The 25,267-nt window shown below is 63.3% G+C and carries 31 protein-coding genes, 2 tRNA genes and 2 pseudogenes; 12 read left to right on the top strand and 23 right to left on the bottom strand.

Features of this window, described 5'->3' with window-relative positions; genetic code table 11:
* Positions 1-11: 11 nt before the first annotated feature.
* On the bottom strand, positions 12-530 hold the full coding sequence (locus tag O1Q03_RS13525; protein ID WP_269504035.1) for a GNAT family N-acetyltransferase: 519 nt from the start codon (positions 528-530) through the stop codon (positions 12-14).
* Between the two features lie 431 nt (positions 531-961).
* Positions 962-1,186: a hypothetical protein gene (locus tag O1Q03_RS13520; protein ID WP_269504034.1), complete on the bottom strand. Its 225-nt coding sequence runs from the start codon at positions 1,184-1,186 to the stop codon at positions 962-964.
* A gap of 142 nt (positions 1,187-1,328) precedes the next feature.
* Between O1Q03_RS13520 and O1Q03_RS13515 the strand changes: the two genes are divergently transcribed.
* Positions 1,329-1,613, top strand: coding sequence for a hypothetical protein (locus O1Q03_RS13515; protein ID WP_269504033.1), 285 nt, complete (start codon positions 1,329-1,331; stop codon positions 1,611-1,613).
* Positions 1,614-1,681: 68 nt separating this feature from the next.
* Positions 1,682-2,788 (top strand): acyltransferase family protein, encoded by a 1,107-nt coding sequence (locus tag O1Q03_RS13510; protein ID WP_269504032.1) that lies wholly within the window; start codon positions 1,682-1,684, stop codon positions 2,786-2,788.
* Here O1Q03_RS13510 and O1Q03_RS13505 read toward each other — a convergent pair.
* From O1Q03_RS13505 to ssuD, 9 genes are all read right to left on the bottom strand, one after another.
* On the bottom strand, positions 2,775-3,104 hold the full coding sequence (locus O1Q03_RS13505; protein ID WP_269504031.1) for a hypothetical protein: 330 nt from the start codon (positions 3,102-3,104) through the stop codon (positions 2,775-2,777). The two genes, O1Q03_RS13510 and O1Q03_RS13505, sit on opposite strands and share 14 nt — an antisense overlap.
* Before the next feature lie 228 nt (positions 3,105-3,332).
* Positions 3,333-3,408, bottom strand: a tRNA-His gene (locus O1Q03_RS13500).
* A 59-nt stretch (positions 3,409-3,467) separates the two neighbouring features.
* Positions 3,468-4,454 (bottom strand): tRNA dihydrouridine(20/20a) synthase DusA, encoded by a 987-nt coding sequence (gene dusA / locus O1Q03_RS13495; RefSeq protein WP_269504030.1) that lies wholly within the window; start codon positions 4,452-4,454, stop codon positions 3,468-3,470.
* A gap of 118 nt (positions 4,455-4,572) precedes the next feature.
* A complete protein-coding gene (locus O1Q03_RS13490; protein WP_175777596.1) occupies positions 4,573-4,827 on the bottom strand; it encodes a hypothetical protein in 255 nt (84 codons plus the stop codon).
* Positions 4,828-4,881: 54 nt separating this feature from the next.
* Complete coding sequence (locus O1Q03_RS13485; protein WP_151063564.1) at positions 4,882-5,079, bottom strand: hypothetical protein; 198 nt, start codon at positions 5,077-5,079, stop codon at positions 4,882-4,884.
* 151 nt (positions 5,080-5,230) lie between these two features.
* Positions 5,231-5,446: a TOBE domain-containing protein gene (locus tag O1Q03_RS13480; protein ID WP_006400187.1), complete on the bottom strand. Its 216-nt coding sequence runs from the start codon at positions 5,444-5,446 to the stop codon at positions 5,231-5,233.
* A gap of 56 nt (positions 5,447-5,502) precedes the next feature.
* Positions 5,503-6,462: an ATP-binding cassette domain-containing protein gene (locus tag O1Q03_RS13475; RefSeq protein WP_269504026.1), complete on the bottom strand. Its 960-nt coding sequence runs from the start codon at positions 6,460-6,462 to the stop codon at positions 5,503-5,505.
* On the bottom strand, positions 6,459-7,271 hold the full coding sequence (gene ssuC, locus O1Q03_RS13470) for an aliphatic sulfonate ABC transporter permease SsuC (protein ID WP_012328410.1): 813 nt from the start codon (positions 7,269-7,271) through the stop codon (positions 6,459-6,461). Before ssuC ends, O1Q03_RS13475 begins: the two co-directional genes overlap by 4 nt.
* A gap of 16 nt (positions 7,272-7,287) precedes the next feature.
* Positions 7,288-8,445 (bottom strand): FMNH2-dependent alkanesulfonate monooxygenase, encoded by a 1,158-nt coding sequence (gene ssuD / locus O1Q03_RS13465; protein WP_269504025.1) that lies wholly within the window; start codon positions 8,443-8,445, stop codon positions 7,288-7,290.
* Between the two features lie 341 nt (positions 8,446-8,786).
* Between ssuD and O1Q03_RS13460 the strand changes: the two genes are divergently transcribed.
* Complete coding sequence (locus tag O1Q03_RS13460; RefSeq protein WP_269504024.1) at positions 8,787-9,215, top strand: hypothetical protein; 429 nt, start codon at positions 8,787-8,789, stop codon at positions 9,213-9,215.
* A 121-nt stretch (positions 9,216-9,336) separates the two neighbouring features.
* Here the strand turns inward: O1Q03_RS13460 and O1Q03_RS13455 are convergent, their stop codons facing one another.
* Genes O1Q03_RS13455 through O1Q03_RS13445 form a run of 3 tightly spaced genes read right to left on the bottom strand, consistent with a single transcriptional unit; the run spans position 9,337 to position 11,350 of the window.
* Positions 9,337-10,488 (bottom strand): enoyl-CoA hydratase/isomerase family protein, encoded by a 1,152-nt coding sequence (locus O1Q03_RS13455; protein WP_442865784.1) that lies wholly within the window; start codon positions 10,486-10,488, stop codon positions 9,337-9,339.
* 22 nt (positions 10,489-10,510) lie between these two features.
* Positions 10,511-10,843, bottom strand: a complete 333-nt coding sequence (locus O1Q03_RS13450; RefSeq protein ID WP_442865785.1) for a DMT family transporter — start codon at positions 10,841-10,843, stop codon at positions 10,511-10,513.
* A 9-nt stretch (positions 10,844-10,852) separates the two neighbouring features.
* Positions 10,853-11,350, bottom strand: coding sequence for a heme-degrading domain-containing protein (locus O1Q03_RS13445; RefSeq protein WP_269504021.1), 498 nt, complete (start codon positions 11,348-11,350; stop codon positions 10,853-10,855).
* A 212-nt stretch (positions 11,351-11,562) separates the two neighbouring features.
* On the opposite strand from O1Q03_RS13445, the gene O1Q03_RS13440 reads away from it, so the two are divergent.
* From O1Q03_RS13440 to O1Q03_RS13425, 4 genes and pseudogenes are all read left to right on the top strand, one after another.
* Positions 11,563-11,639: transfer RNA gene (locus O1Q03_RS13440), tRNA-Met, on the top strand.
* Positions 11,640-11,810: 171 nt separating this feature from the next.
* A complete protein-coding gene (locus O1Q03_RS13435) occupies positions 11,811-12,356 on the top strand; it encodes an NUDIX hydrolase (RefSeq protein WP_098556944.1) in 546 nt (181 codons plus the stop codon).
* Positions 12,357-12,367: 11 nt separating this feature from the next.
* On the top strand, positions 12,368-13,132 hold the full coding sequence (gene aat / locus O1Q03_RS13430; RefSeq protein ID WP_269504019.1) for a leucyl/phenylalanyl-tRNA--protein transferase: 765 nt from the start codon (positions 12,368-12,370) through the stop codon (positions 13,130-13,132).
* A 33-nt stretch (positions 13,133-13,165) separates the two neighbouring features.
* Positions 13,166-13,351: pseudogene (locus O1Q03_RS13425) on the top strand (arginyltransferase); the annotation flags it as partial.
* A 423-nt stretch (positions 13,352-13,774) separates the two neighbouring features.
* On the opposite strand, the gene O1Q03_RS13420 reads toward O1Q03_RS13425, so the two are convergent.
* From O1Q03_RS13420 to O1Q03_RS13395, 6 genes are all read right to left on the bottom strand, one after another.
* Positions 13,775-14,146 carry a hypothetical protein gene (locus O1Q03_RS13420; RefSeq protein ID WP_269504018.1) on the bottom strand — a complete coding sequence of 124 codons (372 nt, stop codon included), beginning with the start codon at positions 14,144-14,146 and terminating at the stop codon, positions 13,775-13,777.
* 119 nt (positions 14,147-14,265) lie between these two features.
* The gene (locus O1Q03_RS13415; protein ID WP_269504016.1) at positions 14,266-14,988 is read right to left on the bottom strand and encodes an Imm52 family immunity protein; all 723 of its coding nucleotides are present in this window, start codon (positions 14,986-14,988) and stop codon (positions 14,266-14,268) included.
* Between the two features lie 9 nt (positions 14,989-14,997).
* A complete protein-coding gene (locus O1Q03_RS13410) occupies positions 14,998-15,603 on the bottom strand; it encodes a restriction endonuclease fold toxin 5 domain-containing protein (protein ID WP_269504014.1) in 606 nt (201 codons plus the stop codon).
* Positions 15,604-15,950: 347 nt separating this feature from the next.
* The gene (locus O1Q03_RS13405) at positions 15,951-16,397 is read right to left on the bottom strand and encodes a DUF4123 domain-containing protein (RefSeq protein WP_332112532.1); all 447 of its coding nucleotides are present in this window, start codon (positions 16,395-16,397) and stop codon (positions 15,951-15,953) included.
* A gap of 57 nt (positions 16,398-16,454) precedes the next feature.
* Entirely contained in the window at positions 16,455-16,886 is a 432-nt protein-coding gene (locus O1Q03_RS13400; protein WP_269504010.1) for a PAAR domain-containing protein, read from the bottom strand.
* Positions 16,887-17,081: 195 nt separating this feature from the next.
* Positions 17,082-18,260, bottom strand: coding sequence for a tyrosine-type recombinase/integrase (locus O1Q03_RS13395; RefSeq protein WP_269504009.1), 1,179 nt, complete (start codon positions 18,258-18,260; stop codon positions 17,082-17,084).
* 124 nt (positions 18,261-18,384) lie between these two features.
* Between O1Q03_RS13395 and O1Q03_RS13390 the strand changes: the two are divergent.
* The 5 genes and pseudogenes from O1Q03_RS13390 to O1Q03_RS13370 form a co-directional block, all read left to right on the top strand.
* Positions 18,385-18,576 (top strand): annotated as a pseudogene (locus tag O1Q03_RS13390) (leucyl/phenylalanyl-tRNA--protein transferase); the annotation flags it as partial.
* 33 nt (positions 18,577-18,609) lie between these two features.
* Positions 18,610-19,440 carry an arginyltransferase gene (locus tag O1Q03_RS13385; RefSeq protein WP_269504007.1) on the top strand — a complete coding sequence of 277 codons (831 nt, stop codon included), beginning with the start codon at positions 18,610-18,612 and terminating at the stop codon, positions 19,438-19,440.
* A gap of 179 nt (positions 19,441-19,619) precedes the next feature.
* Positions 19,620-20,657, top strand: a complete 1,038-nt coding sequence (locus tag O1Q03_RS13380; protein ID WP_269504006.1) for a quinone-dependent dihydroorotate dehydrogenase — start codon at positions 19,620-19,622, stop codon at positions 20,655-20,657.
* Positions 20,658-20,759: 102 nt separating this feature from the next.
* A complete protein-coding gene (locus O1Q03_RS13375; protein ID WP_269504004.1) occupies positions 20,760-21,554 on the top strand; it encodes a cystine ABC transporter substrate-binding protein in 795 nt (264 codons plus the stop codon).
* A 122-nt stretch (positions 21,555-21,676) separates the two neighbouring features.
* Positions 21,677-22,369 carry an amino acid ABC transporter permease gene (locus O1Q03_RS13370; RefSeq protein ID WP_269504003.1) on the top strand — a complete coding sequence of 231 codons (693 nt, stop codon included), beginning with the start codon at positions 21,677-21,679 and terminating at the stop codon, positions 22,367-22,369.
* 80 nt (positions 22,370-22,449) lie between these two features.
* Here the strand turns inward: O1Q03_RS13370 and O1Q03_RS13365 are convergent, their stop codons facing one another.
* From O1Q03_RS13365 to rpiA, 3 genes are all read right to left on the bottom strand, one after another.
* On the bottom strand, positions 22,450-23,436 hold the full coding sequence (locus O1Q03_RS13365; protein WP_269504002.1) for a Gfo/Idh/MocA family protein: 987 nt from the start codon (positions 23,434-23,436) through the stop codon (positions 22,450-22,452).
* A gap of 110 nt (positions 23,437-23,546) precedes the next feature.
* Positions 23,547-24,263: a FadR/GntR family transcriptional regulator gene (locus O1Q03_RS13360; RefSeq protein ID WP_269504001.1), complete on the bottom strand. Its 717-nt coding sequence runs from the start codon at positions 24,261-24,263 to the stop codon at positions 23,547-23,549.
* A gap of 299 nt (positions 24,264-24,562) precedes the next feature.
* Positions 24,563-25,258, bottom strand: a complete 696-nt coding sequence (rpiA, locus tag O1Q03_RS13355) for a ribose-5-phosphate isomerase RpiA (protein WP_226277776.1) — start codon at positions 25,256-25,258, stop codon at positions 24,563-24,565.
* Between the last annotated feature and the right edge of the window lie 9 nt (positions 25,259-25,267).

Below are 25,267 nucleotides of genomic sequence, written 5' to 3'. Positions count from 1 at the left end.
AGTCTCCCGCTTTACGCCTCGATCACATAGACCCGGTCGGTAACCTCGGTCCGGCCGATGTGGCTCGTTTCGACAGTGAGCAATTGCCAGCCGTTGTGTTCGTAGAAACCAATCGCGCGGACATTGTCGTCGAGCACGGACAGATGAACCCTGCTCGAGCCGATATTTCGGGCCCACGCGCGAACGGCTTCGATCATGCGTTTTCCCGTACCGCTCCCGTGATGGTCCGGATGGACGTGAAGGCAATCGAGCAGAACGCCGCGCGCCGAATCGACCGGCCTTTCAGCACTTACGAAACCCACCAGGACGCCATCCGATTCCGCGACCAGCACAAGGCCCCACTCCGCTTCGTCGCGATCGAAATAATGTCGCCAGCGGGTCGCGTGTTCGGTCGGCGCGTCGTCGGACAGATAGGCCGCCGGAAGAATATGGCTATACGCGCGCTGCCAGCTCAGCGTGTGCAAGCGTGCAATGGGTTCAGCATCGTGTGGTGTCGCGCTGCGCAGGCTGACGGTTCGGTTTTCCGGCATGCGGGGTGATTCCCGTTGAGTGATCGTGGTCGGGAAAGTGTAGCAATCGCGATATTTCAACGCCGGGTTGAATCACGAATCGCGCGATACGGCGCAGCAAAAAAATGTCCCGACGCCTTCCGGGTGGTCGGGACTGAACGGCCCTGCAAAGCTGCGGGCACGAGGAAGTCGATAGATTACACGAATGTAAGCTTGTAAAGCGTTGGCGGTTTGCGCCACATCGCGGTTCTATTCCGCCAATTTGCGTGTCGATGATCGTTTTATGGCCACCGCTTTGCATTGCGGATCACGAACGAATGCAGGTTCGACGAATCGCGAATACTTCTGGGCTATGCATCCCCACCCGTCATAATGCAGTCCGTACAGCAAGCTGATGCACGCCATGAAACCAGCGACCGACAAGACGTTGTGTTGTTGAATCGGCATGTTTATCAGACCAATACCCGATGCTCGTCTCCCGATTGATCGACCGTGGCTCGTCCGTATTGATAGTCGTCAATGAAGCCCGCGACGATGGAAGCCTTCTCGGCTGAAGGCCCTCGCATCAAAAACTCGACGTCACGGGGAATACCAAAATCGTCACCGTTGGCATCCAGTGTTCGCAGCAACTCAACATCGACGATGGCGGTGTTCATCAGATTGGCGATAGTCGACACGAGCGTTCCCTTTTTGTATCGAACGGGATCGATCGTATCACTCCGGTCAACACGCCGGCCGCCTCCTTCACCTTCACGACGAAACTGCGCCAGTCAGATTGATGGCGTGGCTTTCCTACGGAAATGGTGAGGCGCGCCGCCTTTGCTCTATACCCGGGCGCGGTACGGGGAACCACGAAAAAAGGCGTGGCGCAGCAATCGCGACCCGGAGGTGCGGCGCCTGATCCGCGAGATTGTCACGCTCAGGATGTCGCTGGAGAAAATCATGGGCTGGAAGACTCCGGCCGACGCCGGTACTGATCGCGGCGTCTTTGGGGGCGCACTCGGTCATTTCCACAGGTTTTATCACCTGTTGCATGAAGAGATGCGCCGCGCTGGGAACTTGTGCACCCAGACGGCATCTAGTGGCTTTCCCTACCCGAATTGAGCGCAGTTCGCTTTTCCCCTATAACCCAATGATCAACGGGGAATCACTACCATTCGGGCGGGGACCGCATGAAAAAAACAATTGCGAGTCTTGAGGGACTGCGCGGGTGTGCGGCGCTCCTCGTCGTAATCTTCCATATCCAGTTTGCTTTCCCCGGCGCGCATTGGTTTGAAGGCGGCTATCTGGCGGTCGATCTGTTTTTCGTGCTTTCCGGCTTCGTAATTGCGACAGCATATGGCGACCGCATCTCGGATGGTGCTTCGTGGCGCACCTTCATGATTCGTCGCTTCGGGCGTCTCTATCCTGCGCAGCTTGTTGCCAGTGTTGCGATGTATGCCGTCCTGAACGGTTGCATACGGTCATTTGGATACCTCGTCACCGCGAATCCTCCGTCCGCTACTCCAGCCGATATCTTCGCTGTGGTAACAATGACTCAGGGTATGCCGATTTACTATCGCGTAGTAGGACTGCCCGTCACATGGTCGACTAGCTGTGAGTTTTTCGTCTATATGCTGTTCGCCGCATTATGCGTAACAGTGCATGGCCGTATTCGCGTCGCTATATTTAGCGCATTGGCTATTGTCGGATATGTCGCCGCGATAGTCGCCTCAATCGTTAAGACATCGTGCATCTCTGATGGCGGCTGCTTTGACCTGTTCGTTGGCTACGGATGGGCTCGATGCTTCGCTGGCTTCTTTCTCGGATCGATAATGGCATATTATCGGGACAAACCGTTCCTATCCTCGTTGGAACGCCCTTTAACGCAATGGCTCGCGCTTGCCATTGCAGTCGCCATAATGTTGCTATGCGCCAGAGCATATAGGGGCGTGAGTCTTTCGGTCGCTGCGTTTGGCGCTCCGTGCGCCTTTGCCATCCTCGTTGCCTCACTATCCCATGACAGTGGCCCTGTAGCACGATTATTTTCACTGCGTCCATTTCAGTGGCTTGGCGAGGTATCGTATTCGGTGTATTTAACGCATGGCATCTTTCGCGTGCCGCTCAATTATCTAGCGCTCCATACGACTCACCCCGCTCTTCTTGGCAGCACATTCATTCTCGTATCCTACTTCGCGGCTCAGGCGATGCATATGCTCATCGAGAAGCCATGCCGGGAACGGATCTATTCGTGGTCGAATTCGATTCGAGACAAGTCGCCAGCCACTACGTTCGATTGAATGCGCGCTCGGTCCTTGAGCGCTGACGTGGTGAAGCAACACCCGTCGTTGTAGAGACGCTTAGCGTCGCGACAGCGATGTGGCGATCAAACGAGCTGGCGTAGCTGGTCGGCACGCGCACGATGATCGCGCCACTGACCGTGTCGAGCGAGACCAGCGAATCCTCATAGGCGAGCATGATGTCGATCATCCGAGGTGCCAGCGCACCGATTCCGTATGTGCCCGACGAAAGTAGCACGTCGTCGCACTCGAGATAGATCCCGATGCGCGGAAGGCCATCGACCGTCAGGTCGCTGACTGGGATGTTGTCACACATCCCGCCGTCGACCATAAGGACACACACAGAATCACGCTCCCTGCGAGCGGCCTCGATTCGGGTGCTGGTGCCGCATGCGAATCCGGCGACGACTGCGCGCGCGTACGATCGCACGAGAATCGTAAAGCACGCGGCATGTAATTCCCGATTCGGGAATCCCAAAACAAAAACGGCACTGTCTTTTCGAACAGTGCCGTTTCTAACTACTTGATACCGCTTGGAATTCTTTGGGGTGGCTGATGGGACTCGAACCCACGACGACAGGAATCACAATCCTGGACTCTACCAACTGAGCTACAGCCACCACTGATACTGCTTTGTTTCTTCGCTGTTTCGTTTCGTGTTCAGCAGCGAAGAACAAGATTATACGAAGACTTTTCCGTCTTGCAAAGCATTTTTTTTAAAATTTTCGAGGGCGTCGTTCAGATGCGTGCGCGCCTCGTCGAAGACGGCCAGATCGCCACGCGCGAGCTTCTTGTTGTCGGACAGCACACGACGCCAGCCGCGTGCCCCGGCGACGCCACGGTACAACCCCAGCGCATGCCGGACGATCGCGCCGAGATACGTGCCGCGCTTCAGCTCCGCCGCGCAGTATTCGATCAGTTGCGCTTCGGCCTCTTCACGCGTCGGTACCGCCGCGGTCGACCCGTAGAAGCGCGCATCGACTTCCGCGAGCACATACGGGTTGTGATACGCCTCACGCCCGAGCATCACGCCGTCGACGTGCGCGAGATGCAGCGCGACTTCGTCGAGCGTCTTGATCCCGCCGTTGATCACGATTTCCAGCGACGGGAAATCGCGCTTCAGTTGATACGCATAGTCGTACTTGAGCGGCGGGATCTCGCGGTTCTCCTTCGGCGACAGCCCCTTGAGGATCGCATTGCGCGCGTGTACGACGAACGTCTCGCAGCCCGCTTGCGCAACCGTGCCCACGAAGTCACGCACGAACGCATAGTCTTCTACCGCGTCGACGCCGATCCGGTGCTTGACCGTCACCGGCACCGACACCGCATCGCGCATCGCCTTCACGCAGTCGGCCACCAGTTGCGGCTCGTTCATCAGGCACGCGCCGAACGCACCACGCTGCACACGCTCGGACGGGCATCCGCAATTCAGGTTGATCTCGTCATAACCCCACTGCTCGCCGAGCTTCGCCGCGCGCGCGAGATCGTCCCGCTCGCTGCCGCCGAGCTGCAGCGCGACCGGCGATTCGTTCGGCGTGAACGCGAGATGCCGCTGGGCGTCACCGAACAGCAGCGCGCCCGTCGTGATCATTTCCGTATACAGCCACGTGTCGCGCGTCAGCGTGCGATGGAACGAGCGGCAATGACGGTCGGTCCAGTCGAGCATGGGCGCCACGGAAACGCGGCGGGGAGGAAGCGAGGACGGTGCGGACATGGAATTCGGGGCAGCAAGCGGCGCGGGAAACAACCCGGCATTTTACCGCAACGCGACCGAGCCGGCCCGACTAAGCCTGACCGCCCTCGCCCAGCTCCGCATCGACGGCCCGCCGCGCCTCTTCGAGCACGCGTTCGATCACGCGCCGTTCGGTCAGCAGCACACCGTCGACCTTCACGAGCCGCCAGTCGATCCGCACGGCACTGCCTTGCAGCACGCGGTAGTGCGCATGCTCGCCGTCCCAGACCTGCTCGGTCTTCACCTCGATCTCGAAGCCGCGGTACGGCTCGCTGAAATCGCCGAGATCGCTGCCTCTCGGTTCCATCGCTCGCTCCGTGGCGACGCAGCGCCGGGCCGCCCTGCGGCCCGCGCCGTGCGCTCAATCGTATTCGTTGGACAAAACGGATTTGCCGTCGGCGGTGAGGTCGACGCGGTCGGCAGCCGCCTGATAGATCAGCCCTTCGTTCAGCAACGCATAAACGACGTCGTCGAACGCCGCGGGAACCGGCCGGCTGTCGCCGAACTGGTCGATCCACTTCAGCGCCTCGATGGCTTCAGGAGAAAGGATGGGGGTCATGCGTTGGCCTCCGGCATCGGTGTCGTCTCATCGTAGCACTTCATATCGACATCGAATACCGCGGCAAACGCGCGATGGAACGGCCAGGTGCCGCGGCCACGCGGGCGGACGAACGGTCGGCCCGTCCGCGCCGCACGGCGGCGGCACGCAGTCAGAGGCGCGCGATCGAGACTTCGGTCGACTTCACGAGCGCGACGACTTCCGCGCCGACCTTCAGTTCGAGTTCGTCGACCGAACGGGTGGTGATCACCGACGTGACGATGCCGAACGGCGTCTCGACGTCGACCTCGGACACCACGGGCCCGCGAATGATCTCCTTCACCTTGCCTTTGAACTGGTTACGCACGTTGATTGCAGTGATGCTCATCGGGTTGATCGCTCCGAATAAAAAGTCTGAGAACGAGCGGCGGGTGCCGCCCGGATTTAAACGGCCCAGCGGATCTGCCCGACCGGTCGTACGTTATCGACGTCGAGCGCCGCATGTTGATCGGCCGCCCCGGGCCCGCCGGCGAGCACGCGTTGCAGCACATGATCTTCCAGCGCCGCAAACGCGGCCGACGCGCGCGCGCGCGGCCGCTCGAGCGGCACGGGCTGATCGAGCGCGACACGGCCCTGCTCGATGAGCAGGATCCGGTCGCCGAGCGCGACGGCTTCCTGCACGTCGTGCGTGACGAGCAGCGCGGTAAACCGATGCTCGCGCCACAACCGCTCGATCAGCGCATGCATCTCGATGCGGGTCAGCGCGTCGAGCGCGCCGAGCGGCTCGTCGAGCAGCAGCAACTGCGGCCGGTGCACGAGCGCACGCGCCAGCGCAACCCGCTGCCGCTGGCCGCCCGACAACTGAGCCGGCCAGTCGTTCGCGCGCTCGAGCAGGCCGACTTCGTCGAGCACCGCGCGCGCCTGATCGCGCGCGCCGCGCCCGAGGCCCAGCATCACGTTCTGCAGCACGGTCTTCCACGGCAAGAGCCGCGCGTCCTGGTACATGATCCGCGTGTCGAGCGCGCCGCCGCCCTCGCCGCGCGTCACGAGCGCTCCGCTGCTCGGTTGCTCCAGCCCCGCGACGAGACGCAGCAGCGTGGACTTGCCGCAGCCGCTGCGCCCGACGATCGCGACGAAACTGCCGCGCGCGATGCCGAGTTCGACGTCGTGGAGCACCGTGCGCTCGCCGAAGCGCTTGCTGACGCCGGACAGCGTCACCGCATCGTCCGGTGCGGGGCTGCCGGTGCGCCGCCGCGCGAGCGGCACGACGGATGCGCTGCCGTCCCGGTCGACGATCGCCGCGTCTCGCGCGTCGCCATCGGTCACGCGCGCCTGCGCCAGTTCGGCCTCGAGGTCTGCGCCGGCGAGCGGGCCATAGACGGCCGCGGAAGTCGTCGCATTCATGCCTTTGCTCCTGATTGATAAGCGGGGTGCCAGCGCAGCGTCACGCGCTCGATCCACTTCGCCAGCACGTCGGCCAGCTTGCCGAGCACCGCGTACAGCAGGATGCCGACCACCACCACGTCGGTTTGCAGGAATTCACGTGCGTTCATCGTCATGTAGCCGATGCCCGACTGCGCGGAAATCGTTTCCGCGACGATCAGCATCACCCACATCAACCCGAGCGCGAAACGCACGCCGACGAGAATCGACGGCAACGCACCGGGCAGGATCACGTCGCGGTACAGCGCGAAGCCGCGCACGCCGTAGCTCTTCGCCATCTCGATCAGGTTCGCGTCGACCGAGCGGATCCCGTGATACGTGTTGATGTACACCGGGAAGAACACGCCGAGCGCGACGAGGAACAGCTTCGCCTTCTCGTCGATGCCGAACCACAGGATCACGAGCGGAATCATCGCGAGCGCCGGAATGTTGCGGATCATCTGGATCGTCGAATCGAGCGCGACCTCCGCCGCTTTCGACAGACCGGTCGCGAGCCCCAGCGCGAGGCCGACGCCGCCACCGATCGCAAAGCCGAACAGCGCTCGCCACGTGCTGACCTTCACGTTCGCCCACATTTCGCCGGACGTCACGAGCGACCATGCGGCACGCACGACCGCGACGGGCTCGGGCAACACGCGGGTCGACAGCCAGCCGGTGCGCGCACCGACTTCCCACACCACCAGCAACGCGAGCGGCACGAGCCACGGCGCGACGCCGCGCCATGCGCGGGCGGCCACGGCGGCGCCCGTCGTCGACGTCTTCGTTGTCATCGCAGGCCTCCGTCGCTCAGCTCTGGGCCGTCTTCGGCAGATAGTTGTTGCCGACGATCTCGCCGAACGGCCCCGACAGCGGGCCGGCCGCCTTCTCGACGCCCTTGCCCTTGATCAGCGGGAACACGAGTTCGGCAAACCGGTACGACTCCTCGAGGTGCGGATAGCCGGACAGGATGAACGTCTCGATGCCGAGATCCGCGTATTCGCGCATGCGTTCCGCGACCTGCTCGGGATTGCCGACGAGCGCGGTGCCCGCACCGCCGCGCACGAGACCGACGCCGGCCCACAGGTTCGGATACACCTCGAGCGCATCGCGGCCGCCGCGCTTGCCGCCGTGCAGCGCAGCCATGCGGCGCTGGCCTTCGGAATCCATGTTCGCGAACGCCTTCTGCGCACGCGCGATCGTTTCGTCGTCGAGACGGCTGATCAGGCGCTCGGCATCGCGCCATGCTTCGTCCTCGGTTTCGCGCACGATCACGTGCATGCGAATGCCGAACTTGATCTGGCGGCCGCGCGCTTGCGCACGTGCGCGGATGTCCGCGATCTTCTTCGCGACGGCCTCGGGCGGCTCGCCCCAGGTCAGATAGGTGTCGATGTGATCCGCGGCGATCGTGTGCGCAGCCGGCGACGACCCGCCGAACCACAGCGGCGGATGCGGACGCTGCACGGGCGGATAAAGCGCCTTGCCGCCTTTCGACTGAAGGTGCTTGCCGATGTAGTCGAAGCCGCCGTTCTCGTGCGACGCGGACAGCAGCCCGCGCCAGATGTGCAGGAAATCGTCGGTGATCTCATAGCGCGTGTCGTGATCGGCGAACAGGCCGTCGCCTTCGAGTTCGGCCGCATCGCCGCCCGTGACGACGTTGATCAGCAGGCGGCCGCCCGACAGCCGGTCGAACGTCGCGGCCATCCGCGCCGCCAGCCCGGGCGATGCGATACCGGGACGCACGGCGACCAGGAACTTCAGGCGCTGGGTCGCCGGAATCAGGCTCGACGCGACGACCCACGCATCCTCGCAGGAACGGCCGGTCGGCAGCAGCACGCCGTCATAGCCGAGCGTATCGGCCGCGACGGCGACTTGCTTGAAATAGTCGTAATCCGCGGCGCGCGCGCCTTCGGCGGTGCCGAGGTAACGGCTGTCGCCGTGCGTGGGGATAAACCAGAAAACATTCATCTGCTGCTCCTGCTTGACTGTCCTTGCCGGAATTTGGATAAAACGAGGTCCTGCTCGCGTCGCGGATGAGCGACGCATGCATGGTGTGCGTTCGAGTCGGGATGGCTCGCCGGTCAGGCCGTGCAGCGGGCGAGTACGCGATTGCACGGCTGTTTCTGGGAAATCAGTCTAGGGATCGGTGCAGGGCTTTGGAACGATTTTTTTGAGCTTAGGTTTTCCGCTTTCGTGATTAGCACGACGCTCCAGCGAATATCGCGGCAGCCGGGCCCTATAATGGCGCACCAATCCGAATAACTCCGCGCGGACGGCTCCGGCCAGCCGCGCCTGCAATGCACTCATCGATGCAGAAAGTCATCCTGCCGTTCCTGTCCGGCTTCCTGGCCGCCCTCTTCTTTCGCGAAGCCACCCTCGCGCTGCTGCACACGGCCGATCTGATCGCCGCGGCCGGCTTCTCCACGCAACCGTTCGCGCCGCTCGGCATTCCTGAATTTGTCGCGAACGCGTTGATCAGCGCGTGTTGCGCGGTTCCGATGGCGTGGCTGCTGCGCGTGTCGCCGGAACGCGAAGCGCCGTGGATCGGCGCGCTGGTGTTCGGCGGCATCGTGCTGACGGCCGCGCGCGTGTTCGCGATCGATCCGCTGCGCGGGATCTGGCCGTCGGGCAACATGATGCCGGTGCTCGCGGCCGGTTTCGCGACGAACGCGGTCTGGGGCTTCGGTGCGCTCGTGTTCATGCGTGCCTTCATGTCGGACGACGCCGGCGACGAGTAAGACGCACGGCTTCGGCTCGGCTCCTTCCCGCCGCCGCCGAATCGAATCAGCATCCGCAAGTGAAAAGGCCGCCTGCATCTGCAGCCGGCCTTTTCACTTCGTGGCCGGATCCCGCGCCGCGTCAGTCCTTCAGGTTGCGCAGCGGATGCGTGTCGGGCGTCCACGGGCTGTCGAACATCGCGAGCATGTCGGCCCGGTCGACGTCGGCCGTCGTCTTGAAACGCCAGGCCGGCTGGTGATCCTTATCGACGATCAGCGCGCGCACGCCTTCGATCACGTCGCCCTGCGCGAACGTCGAACGCGTGAGGTCGAGATCGCGCCGCAGGCAATCGGCCATCGTCGCACCACGGGCCCGCTCGACGACTTCGAGCGACACGGCCATCGACAGCGGCGACAACTGGCTGCGCATCGCGTGCGTCGCCTTCTCGACCCATCCGTCCACCGCCGCGCAATCCTGCTCGGCGTCGAGCGACGCGAGGATCGCACCGATCTCCGGTTGCGCGAAATGCCGATCGATCCCCGCGTGCGGATCGGCCAGCGCCGACGTGCCGGGCGTCGGCACGACCTTGTGCGCGGCGGCCGCATCGGCCACGCACGCGACGGCCTGCGCACCGCTGTCGATGCGCGCGCTGCGCAGCGTGTCGAGCAGCGCCGGCAGCACGGCGTCCGGGAGATAAACGTCGGCGAGCTGCGCATACAGTGCGCCGGCCGCGTCGAGCGTCGCGCCGGTCACCGCGAGATAGCGGCCGAGCGCGCCCGGCGTGCGCGCGAGGAACCAGCTCATCCCGACGTCCGGGAACAGGCCGATGCGCGTTTCGGGCATCGCCATCTTCGTCGAATCGGTGACGACACGCAGGCCGCCGGTATGCCGCGCCGCCTGCGAAATGCCCATGCCGCCGCCCATCACGACGCCGTGCATCAGTGCGATGTACGGCTTCGGATACGCGAAGATCGTATGGTTGAGCGTGTATTCGTCGATGAAGAACGTGTCGACCGCATCGCGATCGCCGCGTTGCCACGCGTCGTGGAAGAAACGCACGTCGCCGCCCGCGCAGAACGCGCGCGGGTGCGGGCTGTGCACGACGACTGCGACCACCTCGGGATCGTCGCGCCATGCGTCGAGCGCCTGCTGCATCAGGCGGATCATCCCGACCGACAGCGCATTCAACGCTTTCGGCCGGTTCAGTTCGAGAAACCCGATACGGTTCGCGACATACGTGCGCACGTCGGGCTGGGCGGATTCAGCGGAAGAGGAATCGGTCATGTGAGCCATCCGGCGTATCGCGGGCGCACGCTCAGTGCGCCTGCATCTTCGAGAACAGGTTCAGCACCACGACGCCCGCAATGATCAGCCCGAGGCCGATTACCGCCGGCACGTCCGGCACCTGGCGATAGAGCAGCATCGCGACGAGCGTGATCAGCACGATCCCGGCGCCCGACCACACTGCATAGATGATGCCGACCGGCATCGTGCGCAGCGTGAGCGACAGACAGTAGAACGCGATGCCGTAACCGGCCACGACGAGCGCCGAAGGCCAGAAGCGCGTGAAGCCGTCGGCCGCGCGCAGCGCCGACGTGCCGATCACTTCCGCGACGATCGCGATCGCGAGCCAAGCGTAACCCGGCAGTTGCATCGTTCAGCTCCTTGCGAGCGCCAGCACGGCGTAGTCCTGCCCGAGCTCGGCGCAGAGCGCTTCGACGACGAACTCGTGATCCGCGCGCTGCGGCAGCCCCGATGCGGTGATCGAGCCGATCACGCCCGCGCCCGCCACGGTCAGCGGAAACGAGCCGCCGTGCGGCGAGTATTCGGAGAGCGGCAGCCCGTGCTTGTCGGCGAGCGTGGCGCCGGCCTGCTGCATGCGCAGGCCGATCGCATACGAGCTGCGGCGGAAATGCGCGACGACATTGCGCTTGCGGCGCACCCAGTCGGCGTTGTCGGGCGTCGCACCCGCGAGCGCCGCATAGAACAGCGGCTGCCCGAACGTGACGATGTCGATCGCGATCGCGTGGCCGCGCGACGTCGCGAGCGCATGCATGCGGTTGCCGAGCGCCCACGCACGTGCCGGGTCGAAATGGGGAAACACGAGCGCCTGTTCCTGCGCGCCGATCGATTGCAGATCGTAAGCGATGTCCATGAATCCGTCGATGCAGTAGTGAGGTCGCAACGGGCCCGACGCAATCGCGCGCGGCGCCGCTGCGGGAATGACGACACAAGCAAACCGCTCGATTCTAGCGCACGCGCGTGCCGTACCGGCCCCACAAGCGAAGTACAAGGGATTGCAACGCGATTGTCAGAAAGTGCTTGCACGCACCAGGGTAAGCCCATATAATTCAATTCTTCGACGGACGCGGGGTGGAGCAGTCTGGCAGCTCGTCGGGCTCATAACCCGAAGGTCGTAGGTTCAAATCCTACCCCCGCAACCAACGTCCCGATTCGATCAAAAAGCCCGGCTCAATGCCGGGCTTTTTGTTTTCCGCGCACGATCCCGTACACTGCCCGTTGCGCTTCGCCCAGCATGCGGCACGCATGCGCGGCCGTTCGAGAATGCCCCGCCCCGGTGATACACTCGCATCACCTTGTCCCTTCCACTCGACATGAAATTCTGCTCCGTCTGCGGTCACGAAGTCATCGCGCGCATTCCTCCAGGCGACAACCGCGAGCGCTTCGTTTGCGATCACTGCGGCACGATCCATTACCAGAATCCGCGTAACGTGGTCGGCACGGTGCCGGTCTGGGGCGATCAGGTGCTGCTGTGCCGCCGCGCGATCGAACCGCGCTACGGATTCTGGACGCTGCCGGCAGGCTTCATGGAAATGGGCGAGACGACGGCCGAAGCCGCCGCGCGCGAAACGCTCGAGGAAGCCGGTGCGCGCGTCGAGGTGCAGAACCTCTTCACGCTGCTCAACGTACCGCACGTGCACCAGGTCCACCTGTTCTACCTGGCACGGCTCGTCGATCCGGCCTACGAGGCCGGCGAGGAAAGCCTCGAAGTCAAGCTGTTCGACGAAGCCGACATTCCGTGGGACGAGATCGCGTTCCCGACCGTCAGCCAGACCCTGCGCTTCTTCTTCGCCGATCGCGCCGCCGGCGACTACGGCGTGCATACCGGCGATATCTTCCGCTCGCTGCGCAACGGCTGAGCCCGCGACCCATGGTCCCCTGGCTCGGTCCGGACGATCCGTTCCCGCCCATCGAGCGCGCGCTCGGCCCCGACACCGGCGCGCCGGGGCTGCTCGCCGCGAGCGCCGACCTGCTGCCTTCACGCCTCATCGACGCGTACCTGCGCGGCATTTTCCCGTGGTATTCGGACGGCCAGCCCGTGCTGTGGTGGAGCCCCGACCCGCGGATGATCCTTGCGCCGGCCGAATTCAAGGTGTCGCCGTCGCTGCGCAAGACGCTCAGGCGCGTGCTGCGCGAGCCGGCGTGGGAAGTGCGCGTCGATCACGATTTTCCGGGCGTGATGCGCGCGTGCGCGCAGGCGCCGAGGCGCGGACAGCGCGGCACATGGATCACGGCCGAAATCATCGACGCGTATACGTCGCTCTATCGCTCCGGCAATGCGCACAGCATCGAGGCATGGCACGACGGACGCCGCGTCGGCGGCCTGTACGGCGTCGCGTTCGGGCGGATGTTTTTCGGCGAGTCGATGTATGCGGATGCCACCGACGCGTCGAAGATCGCGCTGGCCGCGCTCGTCGCCCACCTTCGCGACCACGGGCTGGAGATGATAGACTGCCAGCAGAATACGTCGCATCTAGCGTCGCTCGGTGGCCGCGAGATCGCACGCAAGGCCTTTGTCGCTCACGTGCGTCGCGCGGTAACCGAACCGCCGATTCCGTGGCAGTTCGACAAGCGCGTGCTCGCCGCGCTGACGGGCCCCGACGAACCGGCGGCGCCCTCCGGGATCGAGCGCTAGCGCGGCACTCCTTCCCCGCATCGAGAGCTGCCCATGACTCACCCGACTGAGCTGCCGCTTTCACCGCTTTCGGCGTTGCAATTCTATGCAACGGCGCCCTATCCGTGCAGCTATCTGGACGGCCGCATCGCACGCTCGCAAGTCGCGACGCCGAGCCATCTGATCAACTCCGACATCTATACCGAGCTCGTGAAGGCCGGCTTCCGCCGCTCGGGTGTCGCCTGATCCGACACCGTTATTGTCACCAATATTGTAGCCACTTCAAACGAAAATGGCCGCGACAAGCGCGGCCATTAATACAGCACAATTGGGGTGGGATTTACCCTAAGTCACCAGCTTCCCTCGCGGGGATCGACCAATTCCTCGTATTCCACCGTCTCCCAACATTCCTCGTTCTCGTCTTGGTTGTCTGGGTTGCCCGGATGCGTGCAGAACGAGCACGGCGGCGAAAGAAAGCAAGTGCAGCCCTGAAAACCATAATGGGATTGAAAGGATGCTTTCTCTGCCCGGTCTTCGTCGCGCTGTTCGCTGCGACAGAGACAAGTTTAGAGAGCAGGTATTGGCGCGAATCCTGCGCGGTAGGCTGCGTTTTGCTGATTGACAATGCGCGCACGCGCGACAGCGCCGGAGGAATGGCGCGATCTACTCTTCACCGCGTCGTGCCTCGTCCTGCAGCAGGCATCGGAGCTTGTGGAGAGCAACTAGATGCGATCCGTTCGATACCTCGTTCCAGCAATCCTGCACGATTCGCCGCAGATCCTCCATTTCGCGTATCGCGCGTCGCGTTCGGATGAGCTCCACGATCAGGCGCTCGACGTCCTTGTTTCCGCGATAGCGATTCCAGAATTCCCGGAGCTCGCGATGGATCACCGCGTCCATGACGGCAAGTTGCTTGTTCTGGCGAGCCTTGTTCGCCCTGTCGATCGCATCCCGGTCGCGCCGCGTTTCATCGAGTCGGCGAAAGCCATTGCGCATGTAGCCAGGCCAGTCGACGACCTCTTTCTCGGTCAGCAAGTGACTGGTCTGGACAGGCCGTCCACCGTCGTCGATGCACTCGCCCCAAACTCTTATAGGTAATTCGCGCCAGAAAGCGCGCCGCGATTCTATCGCGCCGACGGCGCCCGCGACAACCTCTAGCCAATCTCGCCGAGCAACGGCAGCAGGTCCATCGATATGAGCCGCACTTCGACGTTGTGCGCGACCGTCAGGTGTTCCTCGTTGTCGACGGAGAATGGCTCATCCTTGATGCTGACGACGATAGTCCCGAGCCGCTTCTTTCCATCAGCACCGGTAACCGGAATAAGCTCCTGCGCCTCAGGGACTTGCTGAACCGTCAACTCGACTGGCAGATACAGCATCCAACCAACACCAGGACGATCGTCGAACGCCTGCTTCTCTTCGTAGCCTTTCGGTGCCGCTGAAATTACGGCAGGGGCAAATTCGAGCGCCACTCGGGCAACGACAGCCGCTACCCGATCTTTGCTCTCATCAATAAACGCGCCTCGAGCGTTGATCGTGACTGTGTCCGAGAACTCCCCTCCGCAGGCAAGAACTTCAACGGACGCGCCAAATTCCTTGCGGACCTCGCCACCCCAGATCCCGAACGATGCAACATCATCGCCGCCAAGCTCGTTTCGAAGTTCCTCGATCGCGGACGGGCTCGGAGTGCCATCGACTTGGTAGACGACGCTGCTTTGTGCCTCTTCAAGCGAATCACCTTGCATGCGCCAGGCTGATCGCGAAAGCGCCGGTTCGCCCGCGGCGATGACATCGATAACCGCTCCGATCTTCTGCAACGTTTGGTTGAAGTCAGCCGGCGGAATGCCGCCGCCTTTGATAGTGCACTCGATTTTCATGGCAAATGCTTACGGAAGATATTCGGACTCGACTTTGAGCTTCTTCAGTCCGGGCGCCATCTTCTGATAGGTCAAGCGCCCTTGAAAATAATACCGCAGCCTCGTAGGCGGATTCGCCTTCACACGAACCGCGCGCGTCACAACGGTCTTCATCATCTTCGGGAAGCCCTTGAAGAATTCGTCGGCTCCGGGAATTGAACCATCCAGGAACTGATCGTCGTTCCCCTTCGCCTCCTGCAGCAAACACTCCTCTGGCTTGAAGCCATCAAAGTCGATGCCAAGCCACTCCCACTCTTCGCTCCAGTGGCACCCTTCGGTGTCGTAGGCGAAGCCGGTCACTCTAGCCTGATACTGATACGCCGGCCAGTTGACCCCGTGGTCGTTTCGAACCTTCCTGCCGGTATTTTCGGGCGGGCACTTCTTGCATGGCTTCGTCGAATCGGAGATTGTTCTGGACTCGGTCTTCGCGTCTTCCTTCGTCTGCGCAGTGCTGCCCGATATACTAGCTACGCCCGCTACTGCCGCCCCTCCCAACAATGCGGCGCCAATAGCCGACAATGCCGGCCCCACCTCCGCTGCTGCTGCTGTCACTACGGGGAATAACGCTGCTGCCATTCGGTGCTCCTTTGAGACTATCCGGATGCTGTGATCGCCAAGTTATCTCTTGGACGTAGACGTGGAAACGCTCGTCTGCGCTTCGACCGGGTTTCGTCAGCCATGCTCGCGTCGCTGGCTTCGTATAGAACCCCGGCGAATATGCCTCGACCTTCAGGAATTGGACGAAGTGTTCGCTCTCTTTGATGCCGATCCCGCGAGCGGCCTGATATGCCTCCCACAGTCGGTTGTGGAGATCGATGTCTTGCGCCAATGCTGGATCCGCTTTGATCAGATCGCGCCGCACGCCGTCGACGAAGTTGCGTGCTTCGCCCTCCGCGAGCGCAGAAAGATGAGTCGGAGTCAGGTTAAGTGGCATACGGGTGTGCCCTGAAAAGCTGTCCGTCAATCTCGATCAGCCAATCGAACATTGGCGAGAAGAACATCGGAAGTTCGGTTGAGCTGAGCGCCGGAGCGAAGTGCCGCATGACTCGCGCATCGTAGTAGCGAAGCATCGCCGATCGACCGTCGGGCAACGTCGCGTCCAGTCGATCACGGAGCTCGCTCGCGAGTTGGATTGGCTGATAGGCGCTGACGATCCAGTTCACCCCGTATTCGCTCTGTGCCAATTTTGTAAGTGTGCTTCCTGCGTCTGTGCCGGCTCTCTCAACATCGAACAGCCAGGGGCCAGCGTCGGCGAGCGAAGCATCGGGCGTCGCGTCGAGCAGTGCCATTGCTGATCCATCGACTCGCTTCGGCGCAGTTCCAGCTACCTCGGAATACAGCAAGCCGTCGATGAGCGCGAACAGGCGCACGGGGAGACTGGCTCGCTGTTGCCACGCGGAGAATATGACCTGAATGCTCACGGCGCGTCACCCACGAACAACCATCGCCGCCGCATTCTTCGCCGCAGCGAGCATGCAAGAGAGACAGAATCCCGCCGATGGCTGCGGAGTTCCAGTATCGAGCGCGCGCTGAACGCCGGCCGCGGTAAATCCCATGTCGTGGAGTACGTCCGACTCGAACGACTGAAACATATCCGACTGCGAGGCGATCATCGTGGGTCGCGGACTGCACCCGCAAACTACCTTGTCGCCTTCTAGTGCGGCTTGGTGCCCCATGAGGTCGCCAGGCCAGCGTGGACCCTCGGCAACGATGACGCCAATCTGCTTGCACGCGGGACAGGTGACCTTGGCACCGACGAAGGTCAGTCCGACTCCTTCGCAACTCATCGTCGGGATCGCATCCACGACTGTGCCGCCGGTAGACGAATGATCGCCCACCCGGAGATAGTTCCGTTTCAATTGGTGGCCCTCTCAATTTCTAATTGTCTGACTGTTTACCCGGGGAACTGCCGTCTGTCGAGATAGCAGAACGCGACTTAACTTTAAGTGACATTCGCAAACAGGCATCTCAAATTCGTGCATGGCCGGACACACCGTTACGCCGCCGCATCCTCCGTCCGTGCGACCTCCTCTGCGACCCTGCGCCCCCATGCCTCAAGCGCGGCTTCGCTCGGAGAGATAGTCGGCATGGTTGTAGATCGCCAGAACCCCCTTCATACGGTGATTGAGGATCTTCTCAATGATGTGCGCGTGAATGCTCATATCGCCCATGCGCGACGCCGCGGTTCGTCGAAGATCGTGCGGGGTGAACTTGCGAATGCCCTTGAACTCCCCGGCAGCGAACATGTCCAGCAGCGCCTTCGATAGTGTCTGCGTGCCGGTAGGGCGATCAACTTTTCTCTTTCCCTTATTGCCGGGCATCACATACCGTTCGCCTGCACTGACGCTCCACGCTTCATTGAGAATCGCAATTACCGGATCCGACAAGTGGACGATATGGTCACGGTCCGACTTAACGACCTCCGCCGGCAACACCCACAAGCGTTTCTGGAGGTCAATGTGATCCCACTGCATCGCAGCCACCTCACCTGGCCGCTGCGCAGTGAGGATGATGAGTTGCAGAGCACGCTTCGTGCGCCAGTTCATCATCCCAGCATGATTGTCCAGAGCCAGCCAGGCTGTCCGGATCTCATCTACCGTGAGTTGGCGGTTCTTGCCCTTCTCCCGGCCGCCGGCGCTCCGCCGAGTCATCAGCACGGGCATTTCAGCAATGTAACCACGCTCTTTGGCCCAGCCGAATATCGTTTTCATGAGCGACAGCACGCGGTTCGCCTTCACGCGAGCCCCGCGAGCAACGACCTTGGTGATGACCGCGGCAGTGTCGGTCGGCGTGATCCAACTCACCGGCCGATCACCGATGACGGGCAGGATGTCCTTCTCGACCATTTGAAGCTGCGTGCGCTGTCGCTTATAGGTCGGCTTGGCATATTGCTCTGTCCGATCCGCTGCCATCGTTCGAACCGTGACGACTGCCTGCTCAGGCGCCCGCTCGAGAGTTAGATGCCCCGTCAGCCCCTCCATCGGATCGACGCCATCGAAAAGCTTCTGCCGCGCCGCTGCGGCCAATTCTCGTGCCGCGGGCAACAGCATCAGTGGGTATGGCCCGAGGGTCATGAGGCGGCGCTTCTCGCCCCAGGAATAGCGAAAGCAGAACGTCTTCGTGCCCGTCCGAGACACCCGCAACACCAGTCCATCACCGTCTGAGAGGAACGTGTCCCCCTTATTCTTGGTTGGCCGGGCTCGTTCGATGAGCCTATTGTTGAGTCTAGACATGATGTATTTAGCCCCGTTTTCATGTTACTTTTGTTGTAGCCAGTTTCGTAACCAGTCAGCCAGGAAATCTGACAAAACTGATTGATTAAGCTACTGATTTTTAACGGTTTTTTGATGGCAGACGATGATAGACTGCCAGCAGAATACGTCGCATCTAGCGTCGCTCGGTGGCCGCGAGATCGCACGCAAGGCCTTTGTCGCTCACGTGCGTCGCGCGGTAACCGAACCGCCGATTCCGTGGCAGTTCGACAAGCGCGTGCTCGCCGCGCTGACGGGCCCCGCCGAACCGGCGGCGCCCTCCGGGATCGAGCGCTAGCGCGGCACTCCTTCCCCGCATCGAGAGCTGCCCATGACTCACCCGACTGAGCTGCCGCTTTCACCGCTTTCGGCGTTGCAATTCTATGCAACGGCGCCCTATCCGTGCAGCTATCTGGACGGCCGCATCGCACGCTCGCAGGTCGCGACGCCGAGCCATCTGATCAACTCCGACATCTATACCGAGCTCGTGAAGGCCGGCTTCCGCCGCTCGGGCGTGTTCACCTATCGCCCGTACTGCGACGGCTGCCGCGCATGCGTCCCCGTGCGCGTGCCCGTCGGCGCGTTCACGCCATCGCGCACGCAGCGCCGGATGTGGAAGCGGCACCGCTCGCTCGTCGCGACGGTCTCGCCGCTGCACTACGACGAGGAACACTACGCGCTGTACATGCGCTACCAGTCGGCGCGTCATGCCGGCGGCGGCATGGATCGCGACAGCCGCGACCAGTACGAGCAGTTCCTGCTGCAAAGCCGGATCAATTCGCGCCTCGTGGAATTCCGCGACCTCGACGCACCGGGCGGCGAGCCCGGCAAGCTGCGCATGGTCAGCATGATCGACATCCTCGGCGACGGGCTGTCGTCGGTCTACACGTTCTTCGAACCCGACGACGAGCACACGAGCTACGGCACCTACAACATCCTGTGGCAGATCGAGCAGGCGAAGAGCCTCGGCCTGCCGTACGTGTATCTCGGCTACTGGATCCGCGAGAGCCCGAAGATGGCGTACAAGGCGAACTTCCATCCGCTCGAAGGGTTGCTCGACGGCCGCTGGAAGATACTCGATCCGGATCGCGTCGACCTGCCGCCGGTGGACGCCGCGCTCGCCCGCGCGCCGCTGCCCGGCGGGCATTCCGGATCGAGCTGACGCGCGTGCGGGCGACGCGGCACAGCTCCCGCAACGGGCATCGTCCGTGCTCGATGAAAGGGCTGTCGCACCGCGCACGACGCATGCCACGGGCGCCCGCGAACCGAACCCCGCCCTTGCCGCGCAACTCCCGGTAAAATAGCGGGTTGTCATTCATTCCGGCCGTCCGCCCAATTCCCGTGTTCAGTTCCCTCTATCCGCTGGCCCGCGCATCCCTGTTCAAGATGGATGCGGAAGACGCTCACCACCTCACGCTGCGCGCGCTCGGCGCGGCCGGCCGCACGGGCCTCGCCTGCGCGCTGTCGGCCCGCGTGCCCGACGCCCCGCGCACCGTGATGGGGCTCACGTTCCGCAACCCGGTCGGCCTCGCGGCCGGCCTCGACAAGGACGGCGCGGCCATCGACGGCCTTGCGTCGCTCGGTTTCGGCTTCATCGAAGTCGGCACGGTCACGCCGCGCCCGCAACCGGGCAACCCGCGCCCGCGGATGTTCCGCCTGCCGCAGGCCGACGCGCTGATCAACCGGATGGGCTTCAACAACCATGGCGTCGACCAGTTCGTGAAGAACGTCCAGGCGGCCCGCTATCGCGGCATCCTCGGGTTGAACATCGGCAAGAACGCCGACACGCCGATCGAGCGCGCGGCGGAGGATTACCTCTACTGCCTCGAACGCGTGTACCCGTTCGCGAGCTACGTGACGATCAACATCTCGTCGCCGAACACGAAGAACCTGCGCCAGCTGCAAGGCGCGGGCGAACTCGACGCGCTGCTCGCCGCGCTGAAGGACAAGCAGCAGCGCCTCGCCGACCTGCACGGCAAGCTCGTGCCGCTCGCGCTGAAGATCGCCCCCGATCTCGACGACGAACAGGTCAAGGAAATCGGCGACACGCTGCTGCGCCACAAGATCGAAGCGGTCATCGCCACCAACACCACGCTGTCGCGCGCAGCCGTGCAGGGTCTGCCGCACGCGGACGAAGCCGGCGGCCTGTCGGGCCGCCCGGTGTTCGACGCGTCGAACGAAGTGATCCGCAAGCTGCATGCGCAAGTCGGCAGCGCCGTGCCGATCATCGGCGTCGGCGGCATTTTCTCCGGCGACGACGCACGCGCGAAACTCGCGGCCGGCGCATCGCTTGTCCAGCTGTACACGGGCTTCATCTATCGCGGCCCGGCACTGGTCGCCGAGTGCGTGAAGGCCATCGCGCGCGAACGCGCCGCGTAATATAGCCATAAACAAACGATATTTAATGATCGATTGCATTTTTACTATCATCGATCGCACAGTCAGGATCATGAGCCCCGCTGGGGCAAGGAAGCTCACACGATGAAAGTTTCGCTGCTGAAGAAGTTGCTGGTTGCCGGCCTGGTCGGCACGTCGTTCGCCGCGGCCACCGCGCATGCGGCCGACCTCCTCGACCAGGTGAAGCAGCGCGGCACGCTGCGGGTCGGCCTCGAAGGCACGTTCCCGCCGTTCAACTCGAAGAACCCGCAAGGCGAGCTCGTCGGCTTCGACGTCGACATCGCGAAGGCGGTGGCCGCGAAGCTCGGCGTGAAGGCCGAGTTCGTGACGACCGAATGGAGCGGCATCATCGCGGGCCTGCAGGCCGGCAAGTTCGACGTGATCGCCAACCAGGTCGGCATCACCGACAAGCGCAAGGAGACGCTCGACTTCTCGCCGGCGTACACGTACTCGTCCGCGCAGTTGATCCAGCGCAAGGACGACACGCGCGCGTTCAAGTCGCTGGAAGACCTGAAGGGCAAGAAGCTCGGCGTCGCGCTTGGCACGAACTACATGGACATGGCGAAATCGGTGCCCGGCATCGACGTGAAGACGTATCCGGGCGCGCCCGAATACCTGCGCGACCTCGCGGCCGGCCGTCTCGACGCGGCGCTCAACGATCGCCTGATGCTCGCGTACCTGACGAAGAACTCGCAACTCCCGCTGCGCCCGGGCGCGAACGTCGGTTCGGCGAATCCGTCGGGCATCCCGTTCAAGAAGGGCAACCCGAAGTTCCAGAAGGCGATCGACGACGCGATGGCGCAGCTCGAAGCCGACGGCACGTTCACGAAGATCTCGGACAAGTGGTTCGGCATCGACGTGACGAAACCGATCAAGTAAGCACGCCTCTGTTTCCCGCCTGACGGCGGGCCGGAAAGGGCGGCATCCGCAACGATGCCGCCCTTTGTTCTATTGGTCCGGTTTATGATTGCGCTTTCGCGCACGCATCCGCTTCGTACTCCATGTCGACAACGTCCCTGCTCGTCCAATCGCTGCCCGTGCTCGCACAAGGTGCCGTCCTGACCGTCAAGTTCGCCGTGCTGTCGATGGTGTTCGGCCTGTTCGGCGCCGTCGTGCTCGCGATGATGGGCATCCGGCAAAGCGAACCGCTCGAGGGCTTCGAGCGCATCTGGGTGAACGCGCTCGCGTGGCTCGCGCGCGGCTATGTGAGCCTGATGCGCGGCACGCCGCTGCTCGTGCAGATCTTCGTGATCTATTACGGGCTGCCGAGTCTCGGCATCTCCCTCGACCCGACGCCGGCCGGCGTCATCGCGCTGTCCGCGAACGTCGCCGCTTACATGTCCGAAAGCATGCGCGGTGCGATCAACGGCATCGCGCGCGGCCAATGGCTCGCCGCGTACAGCCTCGGGCTGTCGTGGAGTCAGACGCTGCGTTACGTGATCGGCCCGCAGGCGCTGCGCATCGCGGTGCCGAGCCTGTCGAACAGCCTGATCAGCCTGATCAAGGACACGTCCCTCGTGTCGGTGATCACCGTGACCGAACTGCTGCGCAGCGCGCAGGAAGTGATCGCCGCGACCTATCAGCCGCTGCCGCTGTACCTGGCCGCCGCGGCCGTGTACTGGGTGCTGTGCCAGATCCTCGAATGGGTCCAGCGCTGGTACGAAAAGCGCCTGTCGCTGCCCGCGCGGCACTGAACGCACGTCACGTCGGGGCGCGCCTGCGCGCCCCGGCATCCGCTTTTCCCACCCTTCTTCCCGCCCGCTGCTCTTCCCGCTTACTCGCCCGAATAACGCACGCCGAGCGCCGCACGTGCCGCGTCGGTCATCGCGATCATCTGCCGCGAATGGTCGTGCGTCATGATCGGGCTCTCGAGTTTGCCGGCGCGCAGCAAGTCGCAGAAATGTTCGGTCTCGTAGTTGAGGCCGCCGCCGTCGACCGGCGCATCGAGCTCGACGGTGCGCCCATCGGCATAACGGATCGTCGCGCGTGCGGGGTTCCACCACTTGTCGTGAATCGTCACGTGCCCGCCCGCGGCGGCGATCAGCGCATCGCCGCGCCCCATCACGTCGAGCCCGCAAAAGAGCTGCGAGATTCCGCCGTTCGCGTGCACGCTGTTCAGGCTCGCGAACATATCGACACCCGTCGCGCCGAGACGGCCGAGCGTCTGCACGTCGCGCGCAGCACCGAGCCAGTCGACCGCGAGAAACGCTTCGTAGATGCCGATGTCGAGCAGCGCGCCGCCGGCGCGATCGAGGCGATAGACGGAATGATCGTCCGGCACCGACGACGACGCGCAACCGGCCCGCACGAGCCGCACCTCGCCGATCGGGTCGGCTTGCAGGTGCGCGCGTAACTGCCGGTACAGCGGAAAAAACGGCGGCTTCATCGCTTCCATGAAGAGACGTCCGGCGTCGCGCGCCGCATCGAGCACGGTGCCGAGCTGCGCGGCGTTCAACGTCGCGGGCTTTTCGCACAGCACGGCCTTGCCGGCCGCGAGCGCGGCCAGCGCGTACTGCGCATGACTGTCGTGGAGCGTGGCGATGTAGATTGCATCGACGTCGCTCGCGAGGAGCGCATCGACGCTCGTGGCAGGCGTTGCGCCGCTAGCGTCGCAAAACGCGCTGGCGGCGTCCGGCCGGCGTGCCCACACGCCGGCGAGCACGGCACCCGGCACGTGAGCGAGGCTTTGTGCGAAACGGCGTGCGATGCTGCCCGCGCCGATGATGCCGAAGCGCACCGGGCGCTTGTCGAGGTCGTTCATCCGGATCTTCCGTGTCGGTCGTATAACGGCGGTCGGCAGGTTGCCGGCCGGCCGTCATGATAAACGGCTCGACTCACGGATGAAGCATACGGATGACGCTGCGCGCCGATTCAAGCGCGCACGGGCACGTCGACGGAGAAATCGCGCGAGATCTCGTCGGCGCTGAAATCGATCAATGCGAGCGACGCCGCTTCCGCTTCGCGCGGATCGCGCCGTTCGATCGCGTCGACGACGCGCGCATGCGCCTTCACCGCGATGTCGTGCGCACCGTCCTTCTGCGCGACGCGCGGATTCACGAGTCGCACCGCACCGCGCACGATCGCCGCCATCTGCTGGAAAAACTGGTTGCCGCTCGCCTGGACGATCCGCGTGTGCAGCAGTTCGTCCGCCGTGTCGTAGCCAGGATCGCCCGGCTGCAACACCTTGAACGCTTCGAACGCTTCGCGAATGGCCGCGATGTCGAGCGCCGTCGCACGCACCGCGGCCTGCGCAGTCGCACGTGGTTCGATCAGCATCCTGAATTCGATGACGTCGCGCATGAACTGCGGATCGGGTTTCGCGCGAAACCGCCAGCTCACCACATCCTCGTCGATCATGCGCCAGTCACGCATCGGCCGCACGCGCGTACCGACTTTCGGACGCACGTCCAGCATGTCGCGCGCAAGCAACATCGACAATGCTTCGCGCATCACCGTACGGCTTACATCGAACTCTTTCGATAGCACGTCCTGCGGCGGCAGAATGCCGCCGTACTTGTCTTCGACAATACCCGCGACAAGCCCATCCATCACTTTCGCGACCAGTGACCGGTCTTTGCCCTGCTCCATGACACCTCCCCGTGCGTCGATTTGCGAACACCTGCTCCGCAGTTCCGCCGGCCCTGGTTACCACTGTTCTTATGATCTATAAGTTGGCGAGTTCGGGGATATTTCGCTATCTGGTAAACACCTGACAGGGTTATCCCTCTTTAATAAGGGGTACTTTATACGGTCACCAAAAAGGCCCGGGAAGCGCTCTGCGCTTGCCGGGCCGCGATTTTCGACACGATTGAAATATGCAATCCGGTACGGGTTATGACGTCCCGCTGAAGAGCGTTTTTCAACCTGCCAATTTCATTTCAATTCTTTCAATTAGCCGAATAAACGATCGTTTCAACGCCGGCTTCCGTGCCGAGCAGGCAAAGATTCGCGCCGCGCTCGGCGAACAGGCCGACGGTCACCACGCCCGGCCATGCGTTCACCTGCGCTTCGAAACCGCGCGGGTCGGCAATCTGCAGACCTTTCACGTCGATGATTTCGTTGCCGTTGTCGGTGATGTACGGCGCGCCGTCCTTCGTCACGCGCAGGACCGGCACACCGCCGAGCGCGGTCACGCGTCGGCCGATCGCCGTGCGCGCCATCGGCACGACCTCGATCGGCAACGGGAATGCGCCGAGCACCGGCACGCGCTTGCTGGCATCCGCGATGCACACGAACGTGTCGGCCACCGACGCGACGATCTTCTCGCGCGTCAGCGCGCCGCCGCCGCCCTTGATCATCGCGCCGCTCGCGTCGATTTCGTCCGCGCCGTCGACGTACACCTGCAGCGACTCGATCTCGTTCAGGTCGAACACCTTGATGCCGTGCGACTTCAGGCGCTCGGTGGTCGCGATGGAGCTCGACACCGCGCCGCGATAGCGCGACTTGACGACGGCGAGCGCGTCGATGAAGCAGTTGGCGGTCGAGCCGGTGCCGACGCCGATCACCGCGCCTTCCGGCACGTTGTTGATCACATAATCGGCGGCCGCCTGGCCGACCAGGCGTTTGAGTTCGTCTTGAGTCATGGGGAGGAA

Origin of the sequence: Burkholderia sp. IMCC1007 (assembly GCF_027257875.1) — a bacterium.
Taxonomy (GTDB): Bacteria; Pseudomonadota; Gammaproteobacteria; order Burkholderiales; family Burkholderiaceae; genus Burkholderia.
Note: the sequence above shows the minus strand (reverse complement) of the source record. Positions and strands in the feature narration are given on the sequence as shown.